The following is a 19031-nucleotide window of genomic DNA, read 5'->3' on the forward strand; positions in this document are numbered from 1 at the left end:
GCTCAGAACTGGAAGTAGATGAAGCTATGGCCGGGCATTCCAATGGCGATGGCCACGGCGAGGCACGTAGCCACCACGGGCCAGAGGGCGAGGGAGCGCTGGCGCAGCTCGGTCTTCTCCGCGAGCGCCGAGGCCGCATGGCACAGGACGATGCCCACCCCCACGAACAGCAGGGTGAGCACGGCGGGCCACGTGAAGGAGGACGGCACCGAGGGCGCGTGCATGCCTCGCAGGACTCCGAGCGCCGCGGACAGGCTCTCCGCGCGGAACAGCACCCACCCGAGCACCACGAGGTAGAAGGTGCCCAGCCGCTTCACCCAGCGCACCGCCGCCGAGGGCGTCTGCTTCAACACGGGGAACCGTCCCACCAGCAGGTGCGCGGCCACCAGCAGCAGCCCGTGGTACAGGCCCCAGAGGACGAACGTCCAGTTGGCGCCGTGCCACAGTCCGCCCAGCAGCATGGTGAGCAGCAGGTTGCGGTAGCGGTGGTTCCGGTTCCCGCCGAGCGGGATATAGAGGTAGTCCCGCAGCCACGTGGACAGCGACAGGTGCCAGCGCCGCCAGAAGTCGATGGGCGAGGTGGCCAGGTACGGCAGATCGAAGTTCGGCGGCAGCACGAAGCCCAGCAGCAGCGCCACGCCGATGGCGATGTCCGTGTAGCCCGAGAAGTCCGCGTAGATCTGCCCCGTGAAGGCGAGCGCCCCCGTCCAGGCCTCCAGCGCGCTGCTGGCTCCCGTGGCGTGGAAGAGCGCATCCGCGGGCGAGGCGAGCAGATCCGCCACCGTCTTCTTGAACAGGCCCACCGCGATGAGCAGGTAGCCGCGCCGCACCTGCTCCCAGCGCGGAGCCTCCAGCTTCTCGAACTGCGGCAGCAGCACCGAGGCGCGGATGATGGGCCCGGCCACCAGGTGCGGGAAGAACGACACCGCCGCCAGGAACTCCTCGGGCCGCTCGCGTGCGGCCAGCTCCCGCCGGTACACGTCGATGGTGTAGCTCATGCTCTGGAACGTGTAGAACGAGATGCCCGCCGGGAGCAGGAGCGAGAAGGTGGGCTCGGGCAGCGCCACGCCCAGCGCCCCGAGCAGCCCGTGCGCCGAGTCCGCGAAGAAGCGCGCGTACTTGAAGAAGCCCAGCACCCCCAGGTTCGCCGCGAGGCTTATGGCGAGCAGCCCTTTGCGCCGGCGCTCATCCTGGGAGCGGGACAGGCGCAGGGCGATCCAGAAGTCCAGCAGCGCCGTGCCCAGCAGCAGCGGCACGCAGCGCAGGTCCCACGCCCCGTAGAAGAGCAGGCTCCCGCCAACCACGAGCCACAGCTTCGCCACGCGCGTCCTCGCGGCGAAGTGGAACGCCACGAAGAAGGCAACGAAGAACAGCCAGAACAGGGCGGTGGTGAAGAGCATGCGACCCGGGCGGCCGCATCATGTCTCGCTCACAGCCGGGGACGCTACCCTCCGCACGTGCTAAGAGAGGGCGCGCATGGAAGGCCGCCTGCTGCTCAAGAACTGCGCCGTCTTCCGGGCGGACGGGCGCGTCCGCACCGGTATGGCCCTGGTGGTGCAGGACGGGCTCATCCACCGCGTGGCTCCGGACGCCGAGATTCCCGTGCTCCCCGGAGACTGGGAGGTCGCCTGCCGTGGGCGGTTGGTCGCTCCCGGGTTGGTGGATTGCCACACCCATCTCGTCGGTGGCCAGCTCCTGCCCCCCACCGGCAACTTCCTCTTGAGGACGCCGGACAGCCGCCAGGAGCGGCGCAAGGGCGTGGCCTCGCTGCTGACGGCGGGGGAGGTGGAGGTCCTCACCCGGTTCGCCCTGGCTCGCGCGCTGCGAGAGGGCATCACCCTGGTGGTGGAGCACGTGGAGGCTCCCTCGGATGTGGCGGGCGCGCTCGCGGCGCAGGCGCGCGTGGCCGAGCAGCTCGGCATCCGGCTCGCGACAGGCCACATCACCCACAGCCTCTCGGGGGATGAGCCCGCCATGGCCTGCCTCGAGGCCAACGCCGAGTTCGTGCGCCGCTACCGCTCTCACCCGCTGGTGCGCGGCGCGCTGGGCTTCCAGTCCTCCCACTCCTGCGAGGACTCGCTCCTGCGCCGCGTCAGCGCGCTGTCCACGGAGCTCGAAGCCCCTGTCCTCTTCCACCTCGCCGAGGGAGAGGAGGATCTCGCCGCCACCTACAGCCGTCACGGCAAGCGCGTCGTCCCCCGGCTGGAAGAGCTGGGCCTGTTGGGCCCGCGCACCATCGCCGCCAGGGCCCGGAGCATCGACTCGGGAGAGGCCGTGCGTCTGGCGGCCACCGGCGCCTTCGTGGCGCTCAGCCCCCGCGCCCACCTCACCTCCGAGCGCACCGCCGAGTCCATGGAGGCCGTCCTCACCCGGCACCACCTGGTGGGGCTGGGCACCAGCGGCCATGGCTCCCTCTGGGACGAGGTGCTCGCCGCCTTCATGGGCTTGATGCGGATCTCCCGCACCGGCCGCCTACCGGATCCGGACGGCGCGCTCGATCAGCTCCTGGTGAGCGGGCCCGCGGAGCTGTGCACCCGCCTGTTCCACGCGCCCTCGGGCCGAGTGGTGGAGGGCTATCTCGCTGATCTGGTGGTGTACGACTACGTCCCCTCGGCGGACCCGGAGACGGGGCACTCGCCGCATCTGATTGGCCAGCTGGCCCGCTCGCGGGTGGCGTGGACGATCGTCAACGGCCGCGTCGCCGTGCGCGAGGGACAGCTCCTCGGCACGGACTACGTGGAGCTGGCCACCGCCGCCGCCGCCGCGCTCGCCAGCATCTGGTCCCGCGCCCACCTCGGATGAGCTCCTCCGCCTCCGCGCTCGTCGAACGGCTTCGCGCCGCCCGGGAGCGGCGAGGCGCTCTGCTCACCGATGAGCGCACCACCGCCCTCCGGCTGGTGAATGGCGCTCCGGATGGGGTGCCCGACGTCACCGTGGACACCTATGCCGGCGTCCACGTGGTGAGCCTCTACCGGGACTTCACTGCCTCCGAGGAGGAGGCCCTGCTCGCCGCGGCGCAAGAGGCCTGGGCGCCGCGCAGCCTCTACCTCAAGCGACGGCCTCGCGAGGCCCGGGTGCTGGCCAACACCGCGCGGGACGTGGTGGCACCGGAGCAGCCTGTCCTCGGCGCTCCGGTGGAGTCCCTGGAGGCGCTGGAGAACGGCCTGCGCTTCCTGATCCGCCCGGCTCAGGGGCTCTCGGTGGGGCTGTACCTGGACATGCGCGAGACGCGGGCGTGGCTGCTGGGGCAGGTGAAGGGGCTCACGGTGCTCAACCTCTTCTCGTACACCTGTGCCTTCGGCGTGGTGGCCACCGCGGGAGGCGCCACCCGGGTGCTCAACATCGACACCAGCCGCCGCGTGCTGGACTGGGGCGAGGAGAACGCCCGCCTCAACGGCCAGCCGGTGGACCGCTACGACTATGTCGCGGGGGACGTGTTCGACTGGCTCGGGCGCCTGGCGAAGAAGGGGCAGGGGTTCGACGTGGTGATCTCGGATCCGCCGTCCTTCTCCACCACGCGCACCACCCGGTTCTCCGCGGCCAGGGACTACCCCCTGCTGGCCGAGGCCGCCGCCCGCGTGGTGGCTCCCGGGGGCCGGCTGGTGGCCTGCTGCAACCTCGCCGCGCTGACCCCCCGCCGCTTCGAGGCCATGGTGGCCGAAGGCGTAGGGCGCGCGGGCCGGCAGGGGCGCCCGGTGCTCTCGCTCGGCCCCTCGCCCATCGACTTCCCCTCCTCGCCCGAGGCTCCCTCCGGGCTCAAAGTCAATATCCTCCAACTGCGCTAGAATCGCGGCGCTGTCACGCTTATCGGTTATTGTCCTGATCCGATGTCCTCTAGCGCTGCCACCCGAGATTACAGCCGCTTCGGCAAGTACCGGCTCGTCGATCGCATCGCGGTCGGGGGAATGGCGGAGATCTTCCTCGCGCATCAGGTCGATGGGGAGGGGCTGGAGCGGCCCGTCGTCATCAAGCGCATCCGCCCGCACCTGTCCAAGCACGCCACCTTCGTGAAGATGTTCCTCAACGAGGCGCGGCTGGCGGCGCAGCTCAACCACCCCAACATCGTGCAGATTCACGACTTGGGGAAGATTGGCGAGAGCTACTTCATCGCCATGGAGTACATCTTCGGCCGGGACATGCGGAAGGTGATCCCCAAGGCCGAGGAGCTGGGGATTGCGTTCCCGCTGGTGTACGCGCTGCGGATCGCCTCGGACGTGTGCGCGGGGCTGCACTACGCGCACAAGAAGGTGGACCTGTACGGCAACCCGCTGAACATCGTCCACCGGGACGTGACGCCCGAGAACATCTTCGTGGCGTTCGACGGCACGGTGAAGCTGCTGGACTTCGGCATCGCCAAGGCGGCCAACCAGGTGGAGCAGACGCGCTCGGGCGAGCTCAAGGGCAAGCTCAGCTACATGAGCCCCGAGCAGTGCCACGGCAAGTCCCTGGACTGCCGCAGCGACATCTTCTCGGTGGGCGTGGTGCTCTACGAGTGGCTCACCGGCTTCAAGCTCTTCACGGGCGAGTCCGAGGTGGCGGTGATGCGCAGCATCACCGATGGGAAGATCTACGCCCCGTCCTACTTCAAGTCGGACATCCCCGAGCCCGTGGAAGCCATTCTGATGAAGGCGCTCGAGAAGGACCGGGAGAAGCGCTACCAGACGGCGGGGGAGATGCGCGCGGCGATCGACGCGTTCCTGAGCACCTACGAGTTCACGCCCACGCCGCTGCACCTGTCGAACTTCCTGCGGCAGCTCTTCCACGACGAGCTGAACGAGGAGCAGGGCCGGCTGAAGAAGCAGACCACGAGCTCGGACGAGGTGCTGGCGCTGGACGACGAGGTGACGCCCATGGCGGCCAGCCCCATAAAGGAGGGCCAGGCGAAGGAAGGCCGCAGCCCCTCCGAGCGCCTGCTGAGCCTCACCTTGCCGGGCGAGCAGATTGAAGCGCTGGAGGCCATCGCGCAGAGGAGCGGCGTCAGCGTGAACAAGATGGTGGGAGAGCTGCTCGCGGCCTGGCTGAAGTACCGCTAGGCCTCGGGGAGGCCGCCGGACGCCATGCCTCGCGTGAAGCTGGTCCTCGAGTATGACGGAACGCGTTACGTGGGCTGGCAGGTGCAGCCCAACGGCCGCTCCATCCAGGCCGAGCTCCAGGAGGCGCTGGGACGGCTGCTCGGCGGAACGGTGGACGTGGTGGCCGCGGGGCGGACGGACTCGGGCGTCCATGCGACGGGGCAGGTGGTATGCTTCGACACGGAGCGTCAGCTCCCGCTCAAGGCGTACTGGAGGGGGCTCAACGGCCTCCTTCCCGATGACATCGCCGTGGTGCGCGCCGAGGAGGTTCCTCCGGAGTTCGATCCGCGCCGCTGGTCCCGGGGCAAGCGCTACCGGTACCGGGTGAGCAACCGGCCCTCGCGCTCGCCGCTGCGCCGCCACACGCACTGGGAGATCTTCGCCCCGCTCCAGGTGGAGGCCATGGCGCGCGCCGCCACGCACCTGCTGGGCCGGCATGACTTCTCCTCCTTCCGCGCCTCGGACTGCCAGGCCGCGCACGCGCTCCGCGAGCTCCGCCGGCTGGCGGTGGAGGGGACGGCGGGGGATGCCGTGTCCTTCGTCGTGGAGGGCACCGCGTTCCTCAAGCACATGGTGCGCAACCTGGTGGGGACGCTGGTGGAGGTGGGCAAGGGCCGTAAGCCCGAGGCCTGGGTGGCCGAGGTGCTGGCCTCGAAGGACAGGACCCGGGCGGGGCCCACCGCGCCTCCCCAGGGGCTGGTGCTGGAGGAGGTCTTCTACGGGGAGGGGCCGCCTCCTCGCTCGGCCGGGGATGCGGCGGACGTGTTCGATGACGAGCCGTGACACCTCCCGGGCGGGCTTGGGCTAGGCTCCCCCGGCGTGAGCTCCCAGCCGCCCAAGGTCCTCGACTCGCTGCGTGTCCGTGTCCGCCGCCTCCAGTTCATCGTGGGGCTCGGCTTCTTCTCGCTGGTGCTCGGCTCGGTGCTCACCGTCAACCTCACCGTGCGGTTGAGCGCGCGCGTCCAGGCCCTGGAGTCGGATTCCCTGCGCCTGCTCCTCGCTGTCCTGCTGGAGCACCTGTGGATCCTCGGGGTACTGCCGCTGCTGTGCTACGGCGCCGCGCGCATCCTCGAGCTGAAGCCGCTGTCCACGGCGCTGGGAGCGGCGTTCTCCGGAGAGATCTTCGTCGTCGCGCTCTACTTCGTGCGGGACGGCGTCGATGGGCTGTGGGCCGGGTGGTTCTACACGGCGCTGCGGCTCATCGCGATCGCTGCCGGAGTGCTCCTCTCCTTCCGGGCGGTGACGCGCGGGCGAGCGGCGGCGGCTGAGAGCGCGGCCAAAGCTCAAGCCCAGGCCCAGGCTCGGAAGGCGGAGTACGTGGAGTTCCTGCGCGAGGCCGAGCGCGGCGCGGAGAAGAGCGCCCAGCGTGAGGCGGAGCGCGCCACGGTGGCGGCCCCTATGGGTGGTGCGGCGGTGGCTGTGGCGGAGGCTCCGGCGCCCGCGGTGGTGGAGGCCGCTCCCGCGCCAGCCAGCGGAGAGCCCTCTGCCCCGAGCCCCGATGCTGCAGCAGAGCCGAAGGCCCCGACGACGGAGGGGTGAGTCGGTCCCGTGCCACGTTCATCCCGGCGGATGCCCGCCCGCGTTTTCCTCAGGGCTGGGATTGGTCGCGCCGATCACTGCATGTCGTGATACCGAAGTACGACCACGGGCACTCTGACGCACTCAAGAACGCGCTCGACTTCGTGCATCGCGTGTGGAGAGGCATCCCCTCATAAAAGTCCGAAGCACTGGCGGAAGATGGGCTGCTGGCAGACGAGTTGGGCGAAGCGCTCGACCAGGGGGCGCAGGCGGTGCTCGGGCATGTTGGGGATGGCCTGGTAGTACAGGCAGCGGAGCGGTTGTTGCCCGGATGCTCCGGCAGTGCCACCACGAAGCCAGCACGCGCCAAGTGCGCCGCCATCCCGCGATACGTCCACGGAGACCCTCCTGTCCCGTGACTGATGACGACGAGCGGGAGTTGCTCTCCCTCAACCGGGGCGTCGGTGGCGACCGCGAGCGAATAGGGTCCGAAGTGTTCGAGTCGTTCCGGCGCTCGCGCCGGGTAGAGCACCCGCACGGGTACGCGAGCGCCTTGAACCGCGTCCTCGACGTCCAGGACGCGGCAGCCGACGGTCACTTCTGAAGGCATCTGAGCATCAGGCACGGCGCTGCTTATGCCACGGCTCCGCTCGCGCCCCCAGAGAGGCAGGGCCGCGAAGAGCCGCGGCCCGCCTCAGCTCAGCAGGGGAAGCACGCGGCCTGACGCAGCGCCGTGTCCTCGGGCAGCCCGAGCGCCACGTTGAGGTTCTGCACCGCCTGCCCGGCCATGCCCTTGACCAGGTTGTCCAGCGCCACCATCACCGCCACGGTGCGCCCGCGCGAGGCCACGGAGATGTCGCAGAAGTTGCTGCCCACCACCGAGGCCAGCCGCGGCGTGCCCTCCACCACGCGCACCATGGGAGAGGTGGCGTAGTAGCGGCGGAACACCTCCGTGAGCGACGCGGTGCTCACTCCGCCCGCGGTCTCGGGCCACTCGAACTGCACGGTGGCGAAGATGCCGCGCACCAGCGGCGCCGAGTGCGGAATGAACGTCAGCCGGTGGCGCGAGGCCTTGTGCGCCACGAGCATCACATCCATCTCCGCCTCCTGCGGATGCTCCAGCGGCTTGTAGACGCGGAAGTCATGCGCGCGGGTGGGGTGGTGGGTGCCCTCGCCCGGCAGCACCCCCGAGCCCGAGGAGCCCGTCACCCCCGTGGCCGCGATCAGCCCCAGCCCCGGCGTGGCCGCCACCGGCAGCAGCGCGAGCTGCACCGCCGTGGCGAAGCAGCCCGGGTTGGCGATGCGCTTCGCGTTCTTCAGCTTGTCGCGGCGCCACTCGGGCAGCCCGTACACGAAGCGCTCCAGCAGCTCGGGCGCCGGGTGGGAGCGGCCATGAGTGGCGGCGTAGCGCCCCGGGTGATCCAGCCGGAAGTCCGAGGACAGATCGATCAACATCAGCCGATCCGAGAGCCCCAGCTCCGCCCACTTCTTCTCCAGCGCGGGGAGCTGCTGGGCGAGCTCCTCGTCCTCCAGCACGGAGAAGACCACCGGCTGCGGCGAGTCCGTGAGCCAGCGCCAGTCCGGCTCGGAGTCGAACTTGCCGTCCACCAGCCCGCGCAGGTGCGGGTGCACGCAGTGGAAGGGCATGTCCGCGTGCGGCTTGGACACCGCGCGCACCGCGGCCACCGCCGGGTGTCCGGACAGCAGCCGCAACAGCTCTCCACCACCGAAGCCCGAGGCTCCGAGGATATAGGCGTGAACCCGTTTCATGCGCTCTTCCTCCCCGCGATCCGCGGTGCGACCTTCTCCAGGATGAGGCCCCCCAGGCCGGCGGCGTCCGCGCGTGCGTTGTGCGCGGGCAGCCCCACCTCGCGCTCCACGAAGCGGATGCCCACCCGGTTGTCCGTGGCGGGCCCGGCCACCACGTCCACCTGGATGCCGTACTTCTCCTTCAGGTGGCTCACGCCGCCCGCGGCGCCCACCGGATCATTCGCGCACAGCACCCACGCGCCGCCCAGCTCGCGCAGCGCCGAGTCCTCGAGGATGGACTGCACGCCGTACTCGCCCATGATGCCGTCGCCCGTCTCCGCGACGATGATGTCCACCTCGGAGGCGGCCAGCTCGGAGAGGATGATGCGCGACACCTGCGCCGCCGTCTTCGGGCTGGTGCACACGGTGCCCGCGTCGGTGAAGTCCATCACCACCTCCGCGCCCGAGTCCCGCATGCTCAGCGTGTCCCGCATGAGCGACACGCCGGTGAGCTTGGCGCCGCCCACCCGGTAGCCCGCCTGCGCCAGCCGCCGCACCAGGGCGCACGCCGCGTAGGTCTTCCCCGCGTTCATGCAGGTGCCCACCACGTACACCACCGGCACCATCACCGGCCGCTCGGTGCCCTTCAGCGCTCCGGCGCGCACGTGGGCCGGCTGCCCGGCGCGAGACTGGAACTCGGGGAACACGAGCACCTGCCCGAGCACCTCCGCCTCGAAGGGCGTGCCCACGCCGGGGTTGTGCGAGGTGCACTGGCCAATCACCCCGCCCATGTTGAGCACGTGCAGCTTCTGCCCGGGGACCACCTTCTCCGGCACCACGCCCTCGTAGCCGTGCAGCGCGTTTCGGTGGCCCAGCGCTCCCACGACGATGTCTCCGCCGTGCAGCTTCACCAGCCGGCCGTGCACGTCCTCGAGCTCGTTGTAGACGGACTTCTCCCCGTGGATGCGCACGGCGATGACGGCGCCCTCCACGGCCTGGATCTCCTCGGTGAGGTGCAGGTTGCGGCCCAGCCGCAGGTTGCGGGTGACACTGCCTACCTTGTCGACATGCACTTTCATGGCTTCACCTTGAGGGCCAGGGTCTGCGCCACGCCGTACACCTTGGCGAAGCCGGCGGCCTCGGCACCGGTCCAGAGATGGTTGGCCTCGCCGTAGCTGGCCACCTTCGCGTCCATCAGCGAGTGCGGCGAGCGCACCCCCTCCACCACCATGGCGCGGGGGTGCAGGGTGACGCGCACCTCGCCTGTCACTCGGGCTTGCGAGGACTGGAGGTAGGCCTCCAAGTCACGCGCCAGCGGATCAAAGAAGTTCCCCTCGTGCAGCAGCGTCCCGTAGAGGTTGCCCAGCGTCTCCTTCCAGAAGAGCTGCTTGCCCGAGAGCACCAGCTTCTCCAGCTCGCGGTGCGCGGTGATGAGCAGCACCGCCGCCGGAGCGTCGAAGCCCACCCGGCCCTTGATTCCGAGGATGGTGTCTCCCAGGTGCACGCCGCGCCCCACGCCGTAGGGCTGGCCGAGCGCGTTCAGCTCGGCGATCAGCGCCACCGGCGCCAGGGCCTTGCCGTCCAGCGCCACGGGCCGGCCCTTGTCGAAGCTCAGCACCAGCGTGCGCGGCTTCAGGTCCGAGGGCACCACGCCCGCGGGGTAGGCCGCCTCGGGCAGGTGGCTCCACGAGTCGTGCGTCTCCTTGCCGCCCACGGAGGTGCCCCACATGCCCTCGTTGATGGAGTAGGCGCCCGTCTTCGCGGGGAAGTGGATGCCTCGCTCGGCCAGGAAGGACATCTCCTGGGCGCGGCTGAGCCCCAGCTCGCGGATGGGGGTGATGAGCTCCAGGTCCGGCGCCAGCGCGCGGAAGGCCACGTCGAAGCGCACCTGATCATTGCCCGCGCCGGTGGAGCCGTGGGCCAGGGCCTTGGCGCCCACCTGGCGCGCCAGCCGCACCACCTCGGTGGCCTGGCAGACGCGCTCGGCGGAGACGCTCAGCGGATAGGCCTGGCCGCGCAGCACGTTGCCGGCGAGCAGGTGGCGCAGGTAGTCCTCGAAGAGCAGCGCGCGAGCATCCACGGTGTGGTGGGCCACCGCGCCCAGGCGGGCCGAGTGCTCCGGCATCTTCGCCAGCGTCTCGGCGCTGAAGCCGCCGGTGTCCACGGTGACGGTGGTGACGGCGTGCCCCTGCTCCCGCAGGTAGATCACGCAGAAAGAGGTGTCCAAGCCGCCGGAGAAGGCCAGCACCACGGGTTTCTTGTTCATGTTCCTCGGAGTCCTTCTGCGGCTGCTGCGTGAGTCAGGGTTGCCAAATGCGCTCGGCACAGGCGGCGAGCGCGCGGTGGGTCTCGGTGAGCCAGGAGCGGGCGGTGGCCAGCTCGGCGCGGGCCTGATCCAGCGCCAGGTTGCCGGCGCCTCCCAGGTGGGTGGCCGTCAGCGCGGCGCGGTCCGGCTTGAAGGTGCCATCGCCGAGCTGGCGGGCCACCTCACGGTACGCGTCGCGGAAGGGCATTCCGCGCCCGGCGAGCACGTAGGCCTGGTGGGCCGCGTACAGCGTGTCATCGCTGGCGCGGGCGGCGGCCTCGGCGCGGATCTGCAGCGCGGGGACGAGGCGGGTGAGCACGTCCAGCAGCTCGCGCAGGGAGCCCAGGGCGGCGAGGGTGGGGCGCTTGAGGAGCTGGAAGTCCCGGTGGTAGCTGGAGGGCAGTCCCCCGGCCACCTCCTCCACCTGCCGAGCCAGTCCGCGCAGCTCCCGGCAGCGGGCGCGCGCCAGCTCCACCACGTCCGGGTTCTTCTTCTGCGGCATGATGGACGAGCCGGTGGTGAAGGCCTCCGGCAGCGAGAGGAAGCCGAACTCCTCGGTGCTGAAGAGGGACACGTCCCACAGCCATTTCTCCAGGCCACCCGCCACGGAGTTGGCCCACGCGAGCGCCGCCGTCTCGTAGCGGCCCCGGCTGTTCTGCACGTCGATGGGGCTGCGCTGCACTCGGGAGAAGCCGAGCAGGGTGGCCACGTACTGGCGATCGATCGGCAGCGGCACGCCGAAGCCCGCCGCCGCGCCCAGGGGACTGCGGTCCAGCCGGGCCCACAAGCCGCGCAGGGCCTCCAGCTCCTCCAGCAGTCCCTCGGCGAAGGCGGCGCCCCACATGCCGAAGGTGCTCGGCATGGCGCGGCGCATGTGCGTGTAGCCGGGCATCGCCACGGTGGCGTGAGCCTGCGCGAAGTCCAGGAAGGCCCCGGCCAGCTCCGCCGTGCGGGCGCCGAGCACCAGCACCTCCTCGCGCAGCATCAGCCGCAGGGCCAGCTGGACCTGATCGTTCCGAGAGCGCCCCAGGTGGATGCGCCGGCCGGGCTCGCCCACGCGCTCCACCAGCGCCGCCTCCAGCGCGGTGTGCCCGTCCTCCTGCTCCGGCCGGATGGTGAAGGCCCCCACGCGTGCCTCGTCATGCAGCGCGCGCAGGGCGGCCACCAGCTTCCGCATGTCCGCCTCGGGCAGCAGCCCCACGTGGGCCAGCATCCGCGCGTGCGCCGCGCTCCCGAGCGCGTCATGCGGCGCCAGCGCGAGGTCCACCCAGGGATCATCCCCGACGGTGAAGCGGTGGATGGCCGAGTCCAGCGGCAGGCCCTTCGACCAGAGGGTGTCAGCCACGGGCCGCCTCCTCGAAGTAGCCGCGGATCAGCCGCTGGTAGAAGGCCACGCCCGCCTCCAGCTCCCCGAGCGCGAGGTACTCGTCCGGCTTGTGCGAGCGCAGCGTGTCGCCGGGGCCCACCTTCACCGCGGGCACGTTGCCCAGGAAGGCCCAGTCGGACGCCGTGCTCGAGCCCACCGGCGCCGTGCCCTCCGAGGCCGCCACCGCCGCCCGGACAATGGGCTCGCTGGACGCCGTGGACTTTGGCAGGTAGCGCGCGGAGTGGACGATCACCTCGCTGTGGAGGACTCCGGAGAGCTGCCGGGCCACCGCCTCGTGGTCCATGCCCGGCGTGGTCCGGAGGTCCACGAAGAACTCGCAGCGATCCGGCACCTGGTTGCGTGCCAGCCCCCCCTGGATCTGCGTCACCTGCGCCCGCGCCTCGCCCAGCAGCGGGTGAGCGGGGAAGCGCAGCTCGGCCAGGGTGGAGATGTCCTGCGCCGCCAGGTGGATGGCGTTCTGGGCCTCGGCGGCGAGCGCATGCGCCACGTGCGCCGAGCGCCCATGCGCCACGCAGCGCAGCAGGAGCATCCCGCGCTGGGCGGTGCAGGGCTTCAGCCCGGTCGGCTCACCCACCACGGCCGCGTCCAGGGCCCCGAGCGCCGGCAGCACCGTGCCCAACCCCTTGCCGCCCGTCTCCTCCTCGGCGGTGAAGGCGAAGACGAGCTCGCCCCGGCCCTCCAGCGCCTGGGGGTTCTGGATCAGCCCTCGCGCCGCCAGCAACATGGCGGCGACACAGCCCTTGGCGTCATTGCTGCCCAGCCCGTACAGCTTGCCCTCGCGCCACACCGGAACCTGGGGCTCCAGCGTCCACCCAGCGCACGGGGGGACCGTGTCCAGGTGCGAGTTGACGAGCAGTCTCCGAGGACCGCTGCCCACGGTGAACCAGAGGTTGGACCCCTGGCGCTGCACGCGTGCGCCCCAGCTCTCGACCCAGGAAGCCACCTGATCGGCGATGCGTCCCTCCTGACCGGAGACGCTCGGGGTGGCCACCAGGGCCTCGAGCAGGGCAGCCGGAGTCACGCCTTGATCCCGGGCATCCGAGCCGCTTCCCGCACCACCATGGTGCCGCTGCCCTCGTTGGTGAAGACCTCCTCCAGGAGCGCGTTCGGCTGCACGCCGCTCACCAGGTGCACGCTGGCCACGCCGCCCACCAGGGCGGAGCGGATGGCATGCACCTTGGACAGCAGCGCGGGCGACATCTGCCCCTCCTGCTCCAGCGCCGCCAGATCCGTCAGCGTGGCCTGCGGGACGAGCGAGGTGGGCTCCTCCGGCCGCCGCAGCAGCCCCGGCGTGGGCAGCAGGAAGAAGAGCTTCTCGGCGCCGAGCGCCACCGCCACGGAGGCGGCCACCGTGTCCGCGCTGGCGTTGTAGACGGCGCCCGATGGATCACCCGCCAGCGGAGCCACCACGGGCACATAATCCCCGGTGCGCAGGTGCTGGAGCAGGCGCGTGTCCACGGACTCGATGTCGCCCACAGGGCCGTAGTTGCCCGGCCGGTTCGCCTCCCAGGAAGGCTCCGAGCCGCCCTCGCCGGGGCGCCGCCGGGCCCGGAGCAGGCCCGCGTCCACGCCGCTCAAGCCCACGCACGGCACGCCCGCGGCCTGGAGATCCGCGAGCAGATCCATGCGGACCTTGGCGGACATGGCATCAAAGGGGGTGTCCAGCTCCGGGCCGGCGCCGTGCACCACCACGGGCTGGATGGAGAAGGTCCACAGCAGGGCGATCTGCTCGCAGGCCGCGCGCCGCAGCCGCGCATCCCCGAGCACGGGGCCGTCCACCAGCAGCACGAAGGTCTTCCGGCGGAACTGCCGGACATAGCGCGCGGCGGACCGGAGCGCCGCGTAGGGATCAGGAGAGAAGGGCAAGGGAGACCTCGGAAGGTGTCAGGCGGCCAGGAGCCACTGGAGGATGGAGCGCTGGACGTGGAAGCGGTTCTCCGCCGTGTCGATCACGCGGCTGGAGGGGTGATCCAGCACGTCGTCAGCCACTTCGACGTTGCGGCGCACCGGCAGGCAGTGCAGGAAGATGGCGTCCTTGGCGGCCTGGGACATGGCGCGCCGGGTGGGCATCCAGCTCGAGTACGAGGCCAGCAGCGCGGCCACATCCCCCGGCGCATGCCCCAGGCGGGTGGCGGGGCCCCACGCCTTGGCGTATACGGCGCGGCTGCCCTCCAGCGCCTCCTGCTGATCATGGGTATAGGTGACGCTGCCGCCGGTGGCCTTGGCGTAGGCCTCGGCCTCGGCGCGCACCTGGGGGTGCAGCTCGAAGCCCGGCGGGTGCGCCACCCGCACCTCGCAGCCCGCGGCCGCCGCGGTGAGCAGGAACGAGTTGGGCACCGCCTTGGGCAGCGGCTTGATGTGCGGCGCCCACGTCAGCGTCACCGGCAGCTTCTTCGTGGAGCCGAAGCTCTCCCGGAGCGTGAGCACGTCCGCCAGGCCCTGGCAGGGGTGCTCGCGCGCGGACTCCATGCTCACCAGCGGCACGGTGGTGTGGCGCCGGAAGGCGTTGATGACCGAGTCCTGCTCGTCCTCCTCGTCACCCCCGCCGCCCGAGAACGCGCGCACCCCGAGCATGTCCACGAAGCGCGACAGCACCGGCGCCGCCTCCTTGATGTGCTCGGCCCGGTCGCCGTTCATCACCGCGCCCACGCGGTCCTCGAGCTTCCACACGCCGTTGCCCACATCCAGGACGATGGCGTGCCCGCCCGAGCGCAGCATGACGGCCTCGAACGAGGTGCGCGTGCGCAGCGACGGGTTGAAGAAGACCATGCCGAGCAGCCGGTTCTGGAAGACAGGGCCGGGGGACTGGCGTTTCCAGGCGGCTGCCTGCGCGAGGATCGTCTCCACGCCTTGGGGGCCGAGATCCTGGATGCGGGTGAGATGCCTCATGGGTGTGGGGACCTCGCGGGACGAAAGAGCAGGGCCATCGGGGGAGTGCATATCCATGAATAGATATGCATGGCCCTGCAGAGGCGGCGCATAATATTCATTTCGACACGCAGCGCAAGACCCCAGGTCCGATTGAATTTTGCGGGATTTTCAGCCCACACGGGGAGTGCTATTGCATGCATATGCACGCGTCGTGCATGGTATTCGCATGGGCGTGGAGCAGGAGCTGGACGAGGCCATCCGCCGTCTGTTGGAGGCGAACGAGATCACCGATCAGGCGGTGCTGCAGAAGCTGCTGGCGGCGGAGGGCCATAAGCCCAGCCAGTCCACGCTCTCGCGGCACCTCAAGCGCCTGTCGATCCAGAAGGTGAACGGGCGCTACCAGCGCGTCGAGCCCGGGGCGCCCGAGCCCACGCAGGCCGTGCAGGTGCTGGTGGCGCCTCCGAACATGCTCGTGCTGAAGACGGCGCCGGGCTACGCGCAGGTGGTGGGGGTGATGGTGGATCGCTCGCCGGAGATCTCGGGCGTGGCGGGCACCGTGGCGGGAGATGACACGCTGTTCATCGCGGTGAGGGATCCGTCGCTGCTGGCGCAGGTGCGCAGCCAGGTGGAGCGCGTGCTGCGGATGGTGCCCTGAGAGGCGCTCATCAACCCCCCGGTTCGGCTCGCGGGGCCGCCGTTGCCGGTCAGGCCTCCTCGTCGGGCAGGAGCGTGAGCAGCAACTCGTCGTCGGGCCCGAGCGGGCGCCAGCCGGGCGGTGGCGGACTGGCGAGGAGCACATCGCCGGCCCTCCTGACACGCTCTTTATGGGTTGTTGGGGTGTAGGCAGTCCACGTGCCGAGCGCCATGGCAACTTCTCCACGGTTTGCATCATCCAGCACGGTTGGCCAGCCGTTGGGGAGACTCTCGGATAGCTCGCGCACAAGCACGTCGCGCACAAAGCGCGTGACTTGTTTACGCTGCTCGGCCTCAGCGAGCAACCCGCTCAATACCTGCACGGCGGCAACGTCGTCCTTGCCGAGTTCCTCGGCCAGCAAATACAAGGGGACGGTAGGGCGCGCCTCAGCGAAGGCGGTGAGCGAAGCGTAGCCACGCTCGCGCGCCCGCTCATACAGGCGCGCCTTTATGTTGCCCTGCCAAGCACGCCCGTCGCTCATGTTCCTCTCCACGGGATGAACTTCATCGGGATCTGATAGTCCCTCATACGCTTCGCGACGTTCTTCAGGATCTCGTTCCGCGTCAGCATACGGCCGGCCTTGGACTCGGCGTCCTGCAGCGCCTCCATGATCATCCGGTTCCATTCCCCCGGCCATGTGCGCCCCAGCTTCCAGTCGCCGCCGCCATGAATCGCCTCGTGGCTCGCTCGTTCCATCCGGACGCAGAACTGGTCGATGTCCATGTCGCCCGTGAAGCCGCGCTTCTCGAACCACTCGCGGAACTCGCGCGGCAGGACGTGATGCTGTGGTGGCTCGCTCATGCCCGCTCCCGCTCTACCGGTTTCGTGCATGCCGCGCACCTCGGGCCCATTGCCCAGCGCCTCGCGCACGCCCTTGGGCAGGTCTCCGTTCGCCTGCGCCATCATCACCCCGGCGTGAATTCGGACAGCGGCGCTGACGGCTGAGACGGAGAGGACGCCTGCCTGCACGAGTCGGCGCATCATCTCCACCCACTCAGCCGAAACGACAAGCTGCGAGCCCATCATCACGCCGTTGGAGTTGACGACAAGCCCCACGCCGAGCATGGCGGGAGCGGCCGGAGGCAGTCGTGGCAGCGTCAGCTTCATCGCCGATACCATGGTGAGCATCTCGACGAGCTGCGCTACCGCCATGGCTTGACCGGCGCGCTCCATGGCTACGCGCGCTCCCTCACGAATGGACTGGAACTCGCGGGTGAGCTGGCCCATCAACTCGGGAAGTGCGATGGCCGCTGCCTCCACCCTCTCGGGGTCCGCCGAGGCGAGTGCTTCCATGGAAGGCTCCACCATCCCCTGCACGCGGTGCATGTCCACCATGAGCTTCTCGACGCTATAGGCGGGGCACTGTCGGAGCACGACATCGGAGAGATCGAGGAAGTCGACCCAGACGGCGAGCAGCTGGGCGCCGGACATGGCCGCCTGGAGTCGGGGGCCGCTCATGCGCAGCAGAGCCAGCTCCATGCCGGAGTCATCAACTTCCGAGGCCGCCTCCGTCAGAGTGTTGGTGCTACCAAGCGCGCCGAGAAGCCATGGCAACTGGTTGAAGCCATAGCCAAGGTAACCGGTGAACGCGCCGTTGATGCCGCTCAAGCCCCGATTGCCCAGGCCCGGTGGACGGGTCGCGAGCTTGGAGAGCGCGTCGGCCAGAGCGCCCGTGGAGTTCTTCACGTCTTTCATGGCACCCAGAACCGCTTGACGTGTCCCGGTGGTGCTCTGCCGCTCATCCGCCGAGACGTCACGGGCGACTGTTCCCCCAACATCTTCCACCGTGCGCCCAGGGCTCACCCGCGTCACGGTCTCACGGAGGCGCCTGCGACGGTGCAGCCGCTGCGGCCCTTCGGGCTCTAGCCGCTGCGCCAACGCGGGTGCGTCAGCCACAGGCGGCGTGTAGCTCGGGTTCATCCCCCGACCAGGCGGTGGCGTCAGCGACACGCAGCCCGTCGCCAGCAGGCAGCAGGCCAGCAGCCCCTTCCATCGAGGCAGCGGGGAGTCAGCGCGCATCGTCCACCCCCAGGCCGAAGGAGGCGAACGCCCCCGGGCGCAGCGTCCCGTCCACCTCCGGGTAGAGCAACGTACCGCCTGTGCTCAGCGCGTACAGCCTTCCCGCGAGGAAGTGCCAACGCACCTCGGCGACACCTAGGTACCGCGCCCCAGGCAGCCGCAGGCCCACCGCCAACCCTTTCAAGGCCACCTCGACGTTGCGATGCAGAAGCTGCACCGCCACGCTCCCGTCCACGTCGAAGCGGCCCCAGGTGAAGGCCTCAGCGCTTAGCGAGAGTTGCAGGTGCCGCTGCAGCCCGACGTCCCGCACGGCATCCCAGCCCATCACCACCTCGCCGTAGACGGAGAAGCCATCCGGGAAGGGCGCGTCCGCCAGCGGCACGTCATCAGGTCCCGCCACTCGGAGACGTGCCAGCTCGTAGTCTGGGCCAACGAAGCCCTGGCGGAAGCCCCCGTGCTGCCGCCGCACCTCCAGCCGCAGCATCATATCCAGCGTGGGCGTCACCGCATCGGCGCCCGCGCCCACCACCGCGCCCCAAGCGCCGCTCTCTCCCGGGCGTCCTCCCCCGCCGGCCACCAAGTGCATCTCGAAGTCCGGGCGCACCACCAGCACCGCCGTGGTGTCCAGGTGCGCCAGCGTCAGCATGGGGGCCCTTCCCCCGGCTCGGCCCCAGTCATGCACAGCGGAGAGCGCCAGCGTATAGCTCCCGCGTTGCTGGGGTCGGCCGAAGAGGACGTGCTGCACGTCTAGCGCCACTTCCGCTCCCACGAGGCGCGCACCCAACACGTCCGAGGTGAACATCTCCGTGTAAAGGGGGCCCAGCGTGCCGGTGAGGAAGGCGCCTGCCGGATGGTAGTCCGGGTTGAAGCGGTTGGAGTAGCCCCGCACGAGGTGCCCGGAGAGCAGGCTGTAGCCCTCCAGGGCGCCCAACCACACGCCCACGGGTGAGTCGTCAGAGCCCAACTTGAGCCCGCGCACAAGCTGGCCCCAATCCGAGAGGCTGTCCCAGTCCTCCCGCCGCACGAGTCCCGTTCCGGGCTCTCCACCCCACAGCCGCAGCCGCACCGGCGCGCCCACGTTGAGGCCGAACTCCTCACCGCAATCCACGACGAGCGTAGGCTCCACCTGCACGAAGCCTTCTTGAGTGCCGAGGCCACCTCGGGGCAGCAGGGCCAGCGTGGTAGCTTCTCCGCGCGTCAGGGAGTGACACCTCGCGGCTGAGAAACGAGCGGGCTCAGCCTGGGATGGCACGCCCGAACCTTCGGCCTGTGCCAGCAGCAGCAGCAGCAGCGCGGGCGTCATGGGACCTCCGGAACTAGGAGCCTCCCGTCTATAGCCCTCCACCCTGACAGGCCCTGAAACGCCAGAACACCTGACTGATATTCGTAGCTCGCGAAACGAAAAAGCCCCACCCC

At 70.2% G+C, this 19031-nt stretch carries 19 protein-coding genes; 7 read left to right on the forward strand and 12 right to left on the reverse strand.

The window, feature by feature from the left end; all coding sequences use genetic code 11:
• Window positions 1-2 precede the first annotated feature (2 nt).
• Window positions 3-1400, reverse strand: coding sequence for an MBOAT family O-acyltransferase (locus ACJ8AT_RS36340; RefSeq protein ID WP_407742561.1), 1398 nt, complete (start codon window positions 1398-1400; stop codon window positions 3-5).
• Between the two features lie 76 nt (window positions 1401-1476).
• Between ACJ8AT_RS36340 and ACJ8AT_RS36345 the strand changes: the two genes are divergently transcribed.
• The 5 genes from ACJ8AT_RS36345 to ACJ8AT_RS36365 are packed head-to-tail and all read left to right on the forward strand — an operon-like array spanning window position 1477 to window position 6611.
• A complete protein-coding gene (locus ACJ8AT_RS36345) occupies window positions 1477-2802 on the forward strand; it encodes an amidohydrolase family protein (protein ID WP_407742562.1) in 1326 nt (441 codons plus the stop codon).
• Window positions 2799-3785, forward strand: a complete 987-nt coding sequence (locus ACJ8AT_RS36350; protein ID WP_407742563.1) for a class I SAM-dependent rRNA methyltransferase — start codon at window positions 2799-2801, stop codon at window positions 3783-3785. The genes ACJ8AT_RS36345 and ACJ8AT_RS36350 overlap by 4 nt, the downstream gene beginning before the upstream one ends.
• 42 nt (window positions 3786-3827) lie before the next feature.
• Window positions 3828-5033: a protein kinase domain-containing protein gene (locus tag ACJ8AT_RS36355; protein ID WP_407742564.1), complete on the forward strand. Its 1206-nt coding sequence runs from the start codon at window positions 3828-3830 to the stop codon at window positions 5031-5033.
• A gap of 24 nt (window positions 5034-5057) precedes the next feature.
• Complete coding sequence (truA, locus tag ACJ8AT_RS36360) at window positions 5058-5855, forward strand: tRNA pseudouridine(38-40) synthase TruA (protein ID WP_407742565.1); 798 nt, start codon at window positions 5058-5060, stop codon at window positions 5853-5855.
• Window positions 5856-5891: 36 nt separating this feature from the next.
• Complete coding sequence (locus tag ACJ8AT_RS36365; protein WP_407742566.1) at window positions 5892-6611, forward strand: hypothetical protein; 720 nt, start codon at window positions 5892-5894, stop codon at window positions 6609-6611.
• A 49-nt stretch (window positions 6612-6660) separates the two neighbouring features.
• On the opposite strand, the gene ACJ8AT_RS36370 is transcribed toward ACJ8AT_RS36365, so the two are convergent.
• Window positions 6661-7014, reverse strand: a complete 354-nt coding sequence (locus tag ACJ8AT_RS36370) for a hypothetical protein (RefSeq protein WP_407742640.1) — start codon at window positions 7012-7014, stop codon at window positions 6661-6663.
• Between ACJ8AT_RS36370 and ACJ8AT_RS36375 the strand changes: the two genes are divergently transcribed.
• On the forward strand, window positions 7006-7194 hold the full coding sequence (locus ACJ8AT_RS36375) for a hypothetical protein (protein ID WP_407742643.1): 189 nt from the start codon (window positions 7006-7008) through the stop codon (window positions 7192-7194). The two genes, ACJ8AT_RS36370 and ACJ8AT_RS36375, sit on opposite strands and share 9 nt — an antisense overlap.
• Before the next feature lie 95 nt (window positions 7195-7289).
• On the opposite strand, the gene argC is transcribed toward ACJ8AT_RS36375, so the two are convergent.
• The 7 genes from argC to ACJ8AT_RS36410 are packed head-to-tail and all read right to left on the reverse strand — an operon-like array spanning window position 7290 to window position 14920.
• Window positions 7290-8360, reverse strand: coding sequence for an N-acetyl-gamma-glutamyl-phosphate reductase (gene argC, locus ACJ8AT_RS36380; RefSeq protein WP_407742567.1), 1071 nt, complete (start codon window positions 8358-8360; stop codon window positions 7290-7292).
• Window positions 8357-9418: a hypothetical protein gene (locus tag ACJ8AT_RS36385; RefSeq protein ID WP_407742568.1), complete on the reverse strand. Its 1062-nt coding sequence runs from the start codon at window positions 9416-9418 to the stop codon at window positions 8357-8359. The genes argC and ACJ8AT_RS36385 overlap by 4 nt, the downstream gene beginning before the upstream one ends.
• On the reverse strand, window positions 9415-10605 hold the full coding sequence (gene argG, locus ACJ8AT_RS36390; RefSeq protein ID WP_407742569.1) for an argininosuccinate synthase: 1191 nt from the start codon (window positions 10603-10605) through the stop codon (window positions 9415-9417). The genes ACJ8AT_RS36385 and argG overlap by 4 nt, the downstream gene beginning before the upstream one ends.
• A gap of 34 nt (window positions 10606-10639) precedes the next feature.
• Complete coding sequence (argH, locus tag ACJ8AT_RS36395) at window positions 10640-11989, reverse strand: argininosuccinate lyase (protein WP_407742570.1); 1350 nt, start codon at window positions 11987-11989, stop codon at window positions 10640-10642.
• Window positions 11982-13052: a M20/M25/M40 family metallo-hydrolase gene (locus ACJ8AT_RS36400; RefSeq protein ID WP_407742571.1), complete on the reverse strand. Its 1071-nt coding sequence runs from the start codon at window positions 13050-13052 to the stop codon at window positions 11982-11984. The genes argH and ACJ8AT_RS36400 overlap by 8 nt, the downstream gene beginning before the upstream one ends.
• Window positions 13049-13897, reverse strand: a complete 849-nt coding sequence (locus ACJ8AT_RS36405) for an acetylglutamate kinase (RefSeq protein WP_407742572.1) — start codon at window positions 13895-13897, stop codon at window positions 13049-13051. The genes ACJ8AT_RS36400 and ACJ8AT_RS36405 overlap by 4 nt, the downstream gene beginning before the upstream one ends.
• A gap of 18 nt (window positions 13898-13915) precedes the next feature.
• A complete protein-coding gene (locus ACJ8AT_RS36410) occupies window positions 13916-14920 on the reverse strand; it encodes an N-acetylornithine carbamoyltransferase (RefSeq protein WP_407742573.1) in 1005 nt (334 codons plus the stop codon).
• 193 nt (window positions 14921-15113) lie between these two features.
• Here ACJ8AT_RS36410 and ACJ8AT_RS36415 point away from each other — a divergent pair, with 193 nt between their 5' ends.
• Complete coding sequence (locus tag ACJ8AT_RS36415; RefSeq protein WP_407742574.1) at window positions 15114-15557, forward strand: arginine repressor; 444 nt, start codon at window positions 15114-15116, stop codon at window positions 15555-15557.
• A 49-nt stretch (window positions 15558-15606) separates the two neighbouring features.
• Here the strand turns inward: ACJ8AT_RS36415 and ACJ8AT_RS36420 are convergent, their stop codons facing one another.
• The 3 genes from ACJ8AT_RS36420 to ACJ8AT_RS36430 form a co-directional block, all read right to left on the reverse strand.
• Complete coding sequence (locus tag ACJ8AT_RS36420; protein WP_407742575.1) at window positions 15607-16077, reverse strand: NUDIX hydrolase; 471 nt, start codon at window positions 16075-16077, stop codon at window positions 15607-15609.
• Window positions 16074-17291: a DUF2380 domain-containing protein gene (locus ACJ8AT_RS36425; RefSeq protein ID WP_407742576.1), complete on the reverse strand. Its 1218-nt coding sequence runs from the start codon at window positions 17289-17291 to the stop codon at window positions 16074-16076. Before ACJ8AT_RS36425 ends, ACJ8AT_RS36420 begins: the two co-directional genes overlap by 4 nt.
• Window positions 17292-17604: 313 nt before the next feature.
• On the reverse strand, window positions 17605-18918 hold the full coding sequence (locus ACJ8AT_RS36430; RefSeq protein ID WP_407742577.1) for a hypothetical protein: 1314 nt from the start codon (window positions 18916-18918) through the stop codon (window positions 17605-17607).
• Window positions 18919-19031 lie beyond the last annotated feature (113 nt).

The organism is Hyalangium sp. (assembly GCF_045802625.1).
In the GTDB taxonomy this organism is placed as follows: Bacteria; Myxococcota; Myxococcia; order Myxococcales; family Myxococcaceae; genus Hyalangium.

Coding starts and splice junctions, on each gene's coding strand:
- ACJ8AT_RS36410 (WP_407742573.1), bottom strand. CDS start 14,920: ATGAGGCATCTCACCCGCATCCAGGATCTCGGCCCCCAAGGCGTGGAG.
- argG (WP_407742569.1), bottom strand. CDS start 10,605: ATGAACAAGAAACCCGTGGTGCTGGCCTTCTCCGGCGGCTTGGACACC.
- ACJ8AT_RS36425 (WP_407742576.1), bottom strand. CDS start 17,291: ATGAAAGACGTGAAGAACTCCACGGGCGCTCTGGCCGACGCGCTCTCC.
- ACJ8AT_RS36385 (WP_407742568.1), bottom strand. CDS start 9,418: ATGAAAGTGCATGTCGACAAGGTAGGCAGTGTCACCCGCAACCTGCGG.
- truA (WP_407742565.1), top strand. CDS start 5,058: ATGCCTCGCGTGAAGCTGGTCCTCGAGTATGACGGAACGCGTTACGTG.
- ACJ8AT_RS36340 (WP_407742561.1), bottom strand. CDS start 1,400: ATGCTCTTCACCACCGCCCTGTTCTGGCTGTTCTTCGTTGCCTTCTTC.
- ACJ8AT_RS36345 (WP_407742562.1), top strand. CDS start 1,477: ATGGAAGGCCGCCTGCTGCTCAAGAACTGCGCCGTCTTCCGGGCGGAC.
- ACJ8AT_RS36350 (WP_407742563.1), top strand. CDS start 2,799: ATGAGCTCCTCCGCCTCCGCGCTCGTCGAACGGCTTCGCGCCGCCCGG.
- ACJ8AT_RS36430 (WP_407742577.1), bottom strand. CDS start 18,918: ATGACGCCCGCGCTGCTGCTGCTGCTGCTGGCACAGGCCGAAGGTTCG.
- ACJ8AT_RS36355 (WP_407742564.1), top strand. CDS start 3,828: ATGTCCTCTAGCGCTGCCACCCGAGATTACAGCCGCTTCGGCAAGTAC.
- argC (WP_407742567.1), bottom strand. CDS start 8,360: ATGAAACGGGTTCACGCCTATATCCTCGGAGCCTCGGGCTTCGGTGGT.
- ACJ8AT_RS36420 (WP_407742575.1), bottom strand. CDS start 16,077: ATGAGCGACGGGCGTGCTTGGCAGGGCAACATAAAGGCGCGCCTGTAT.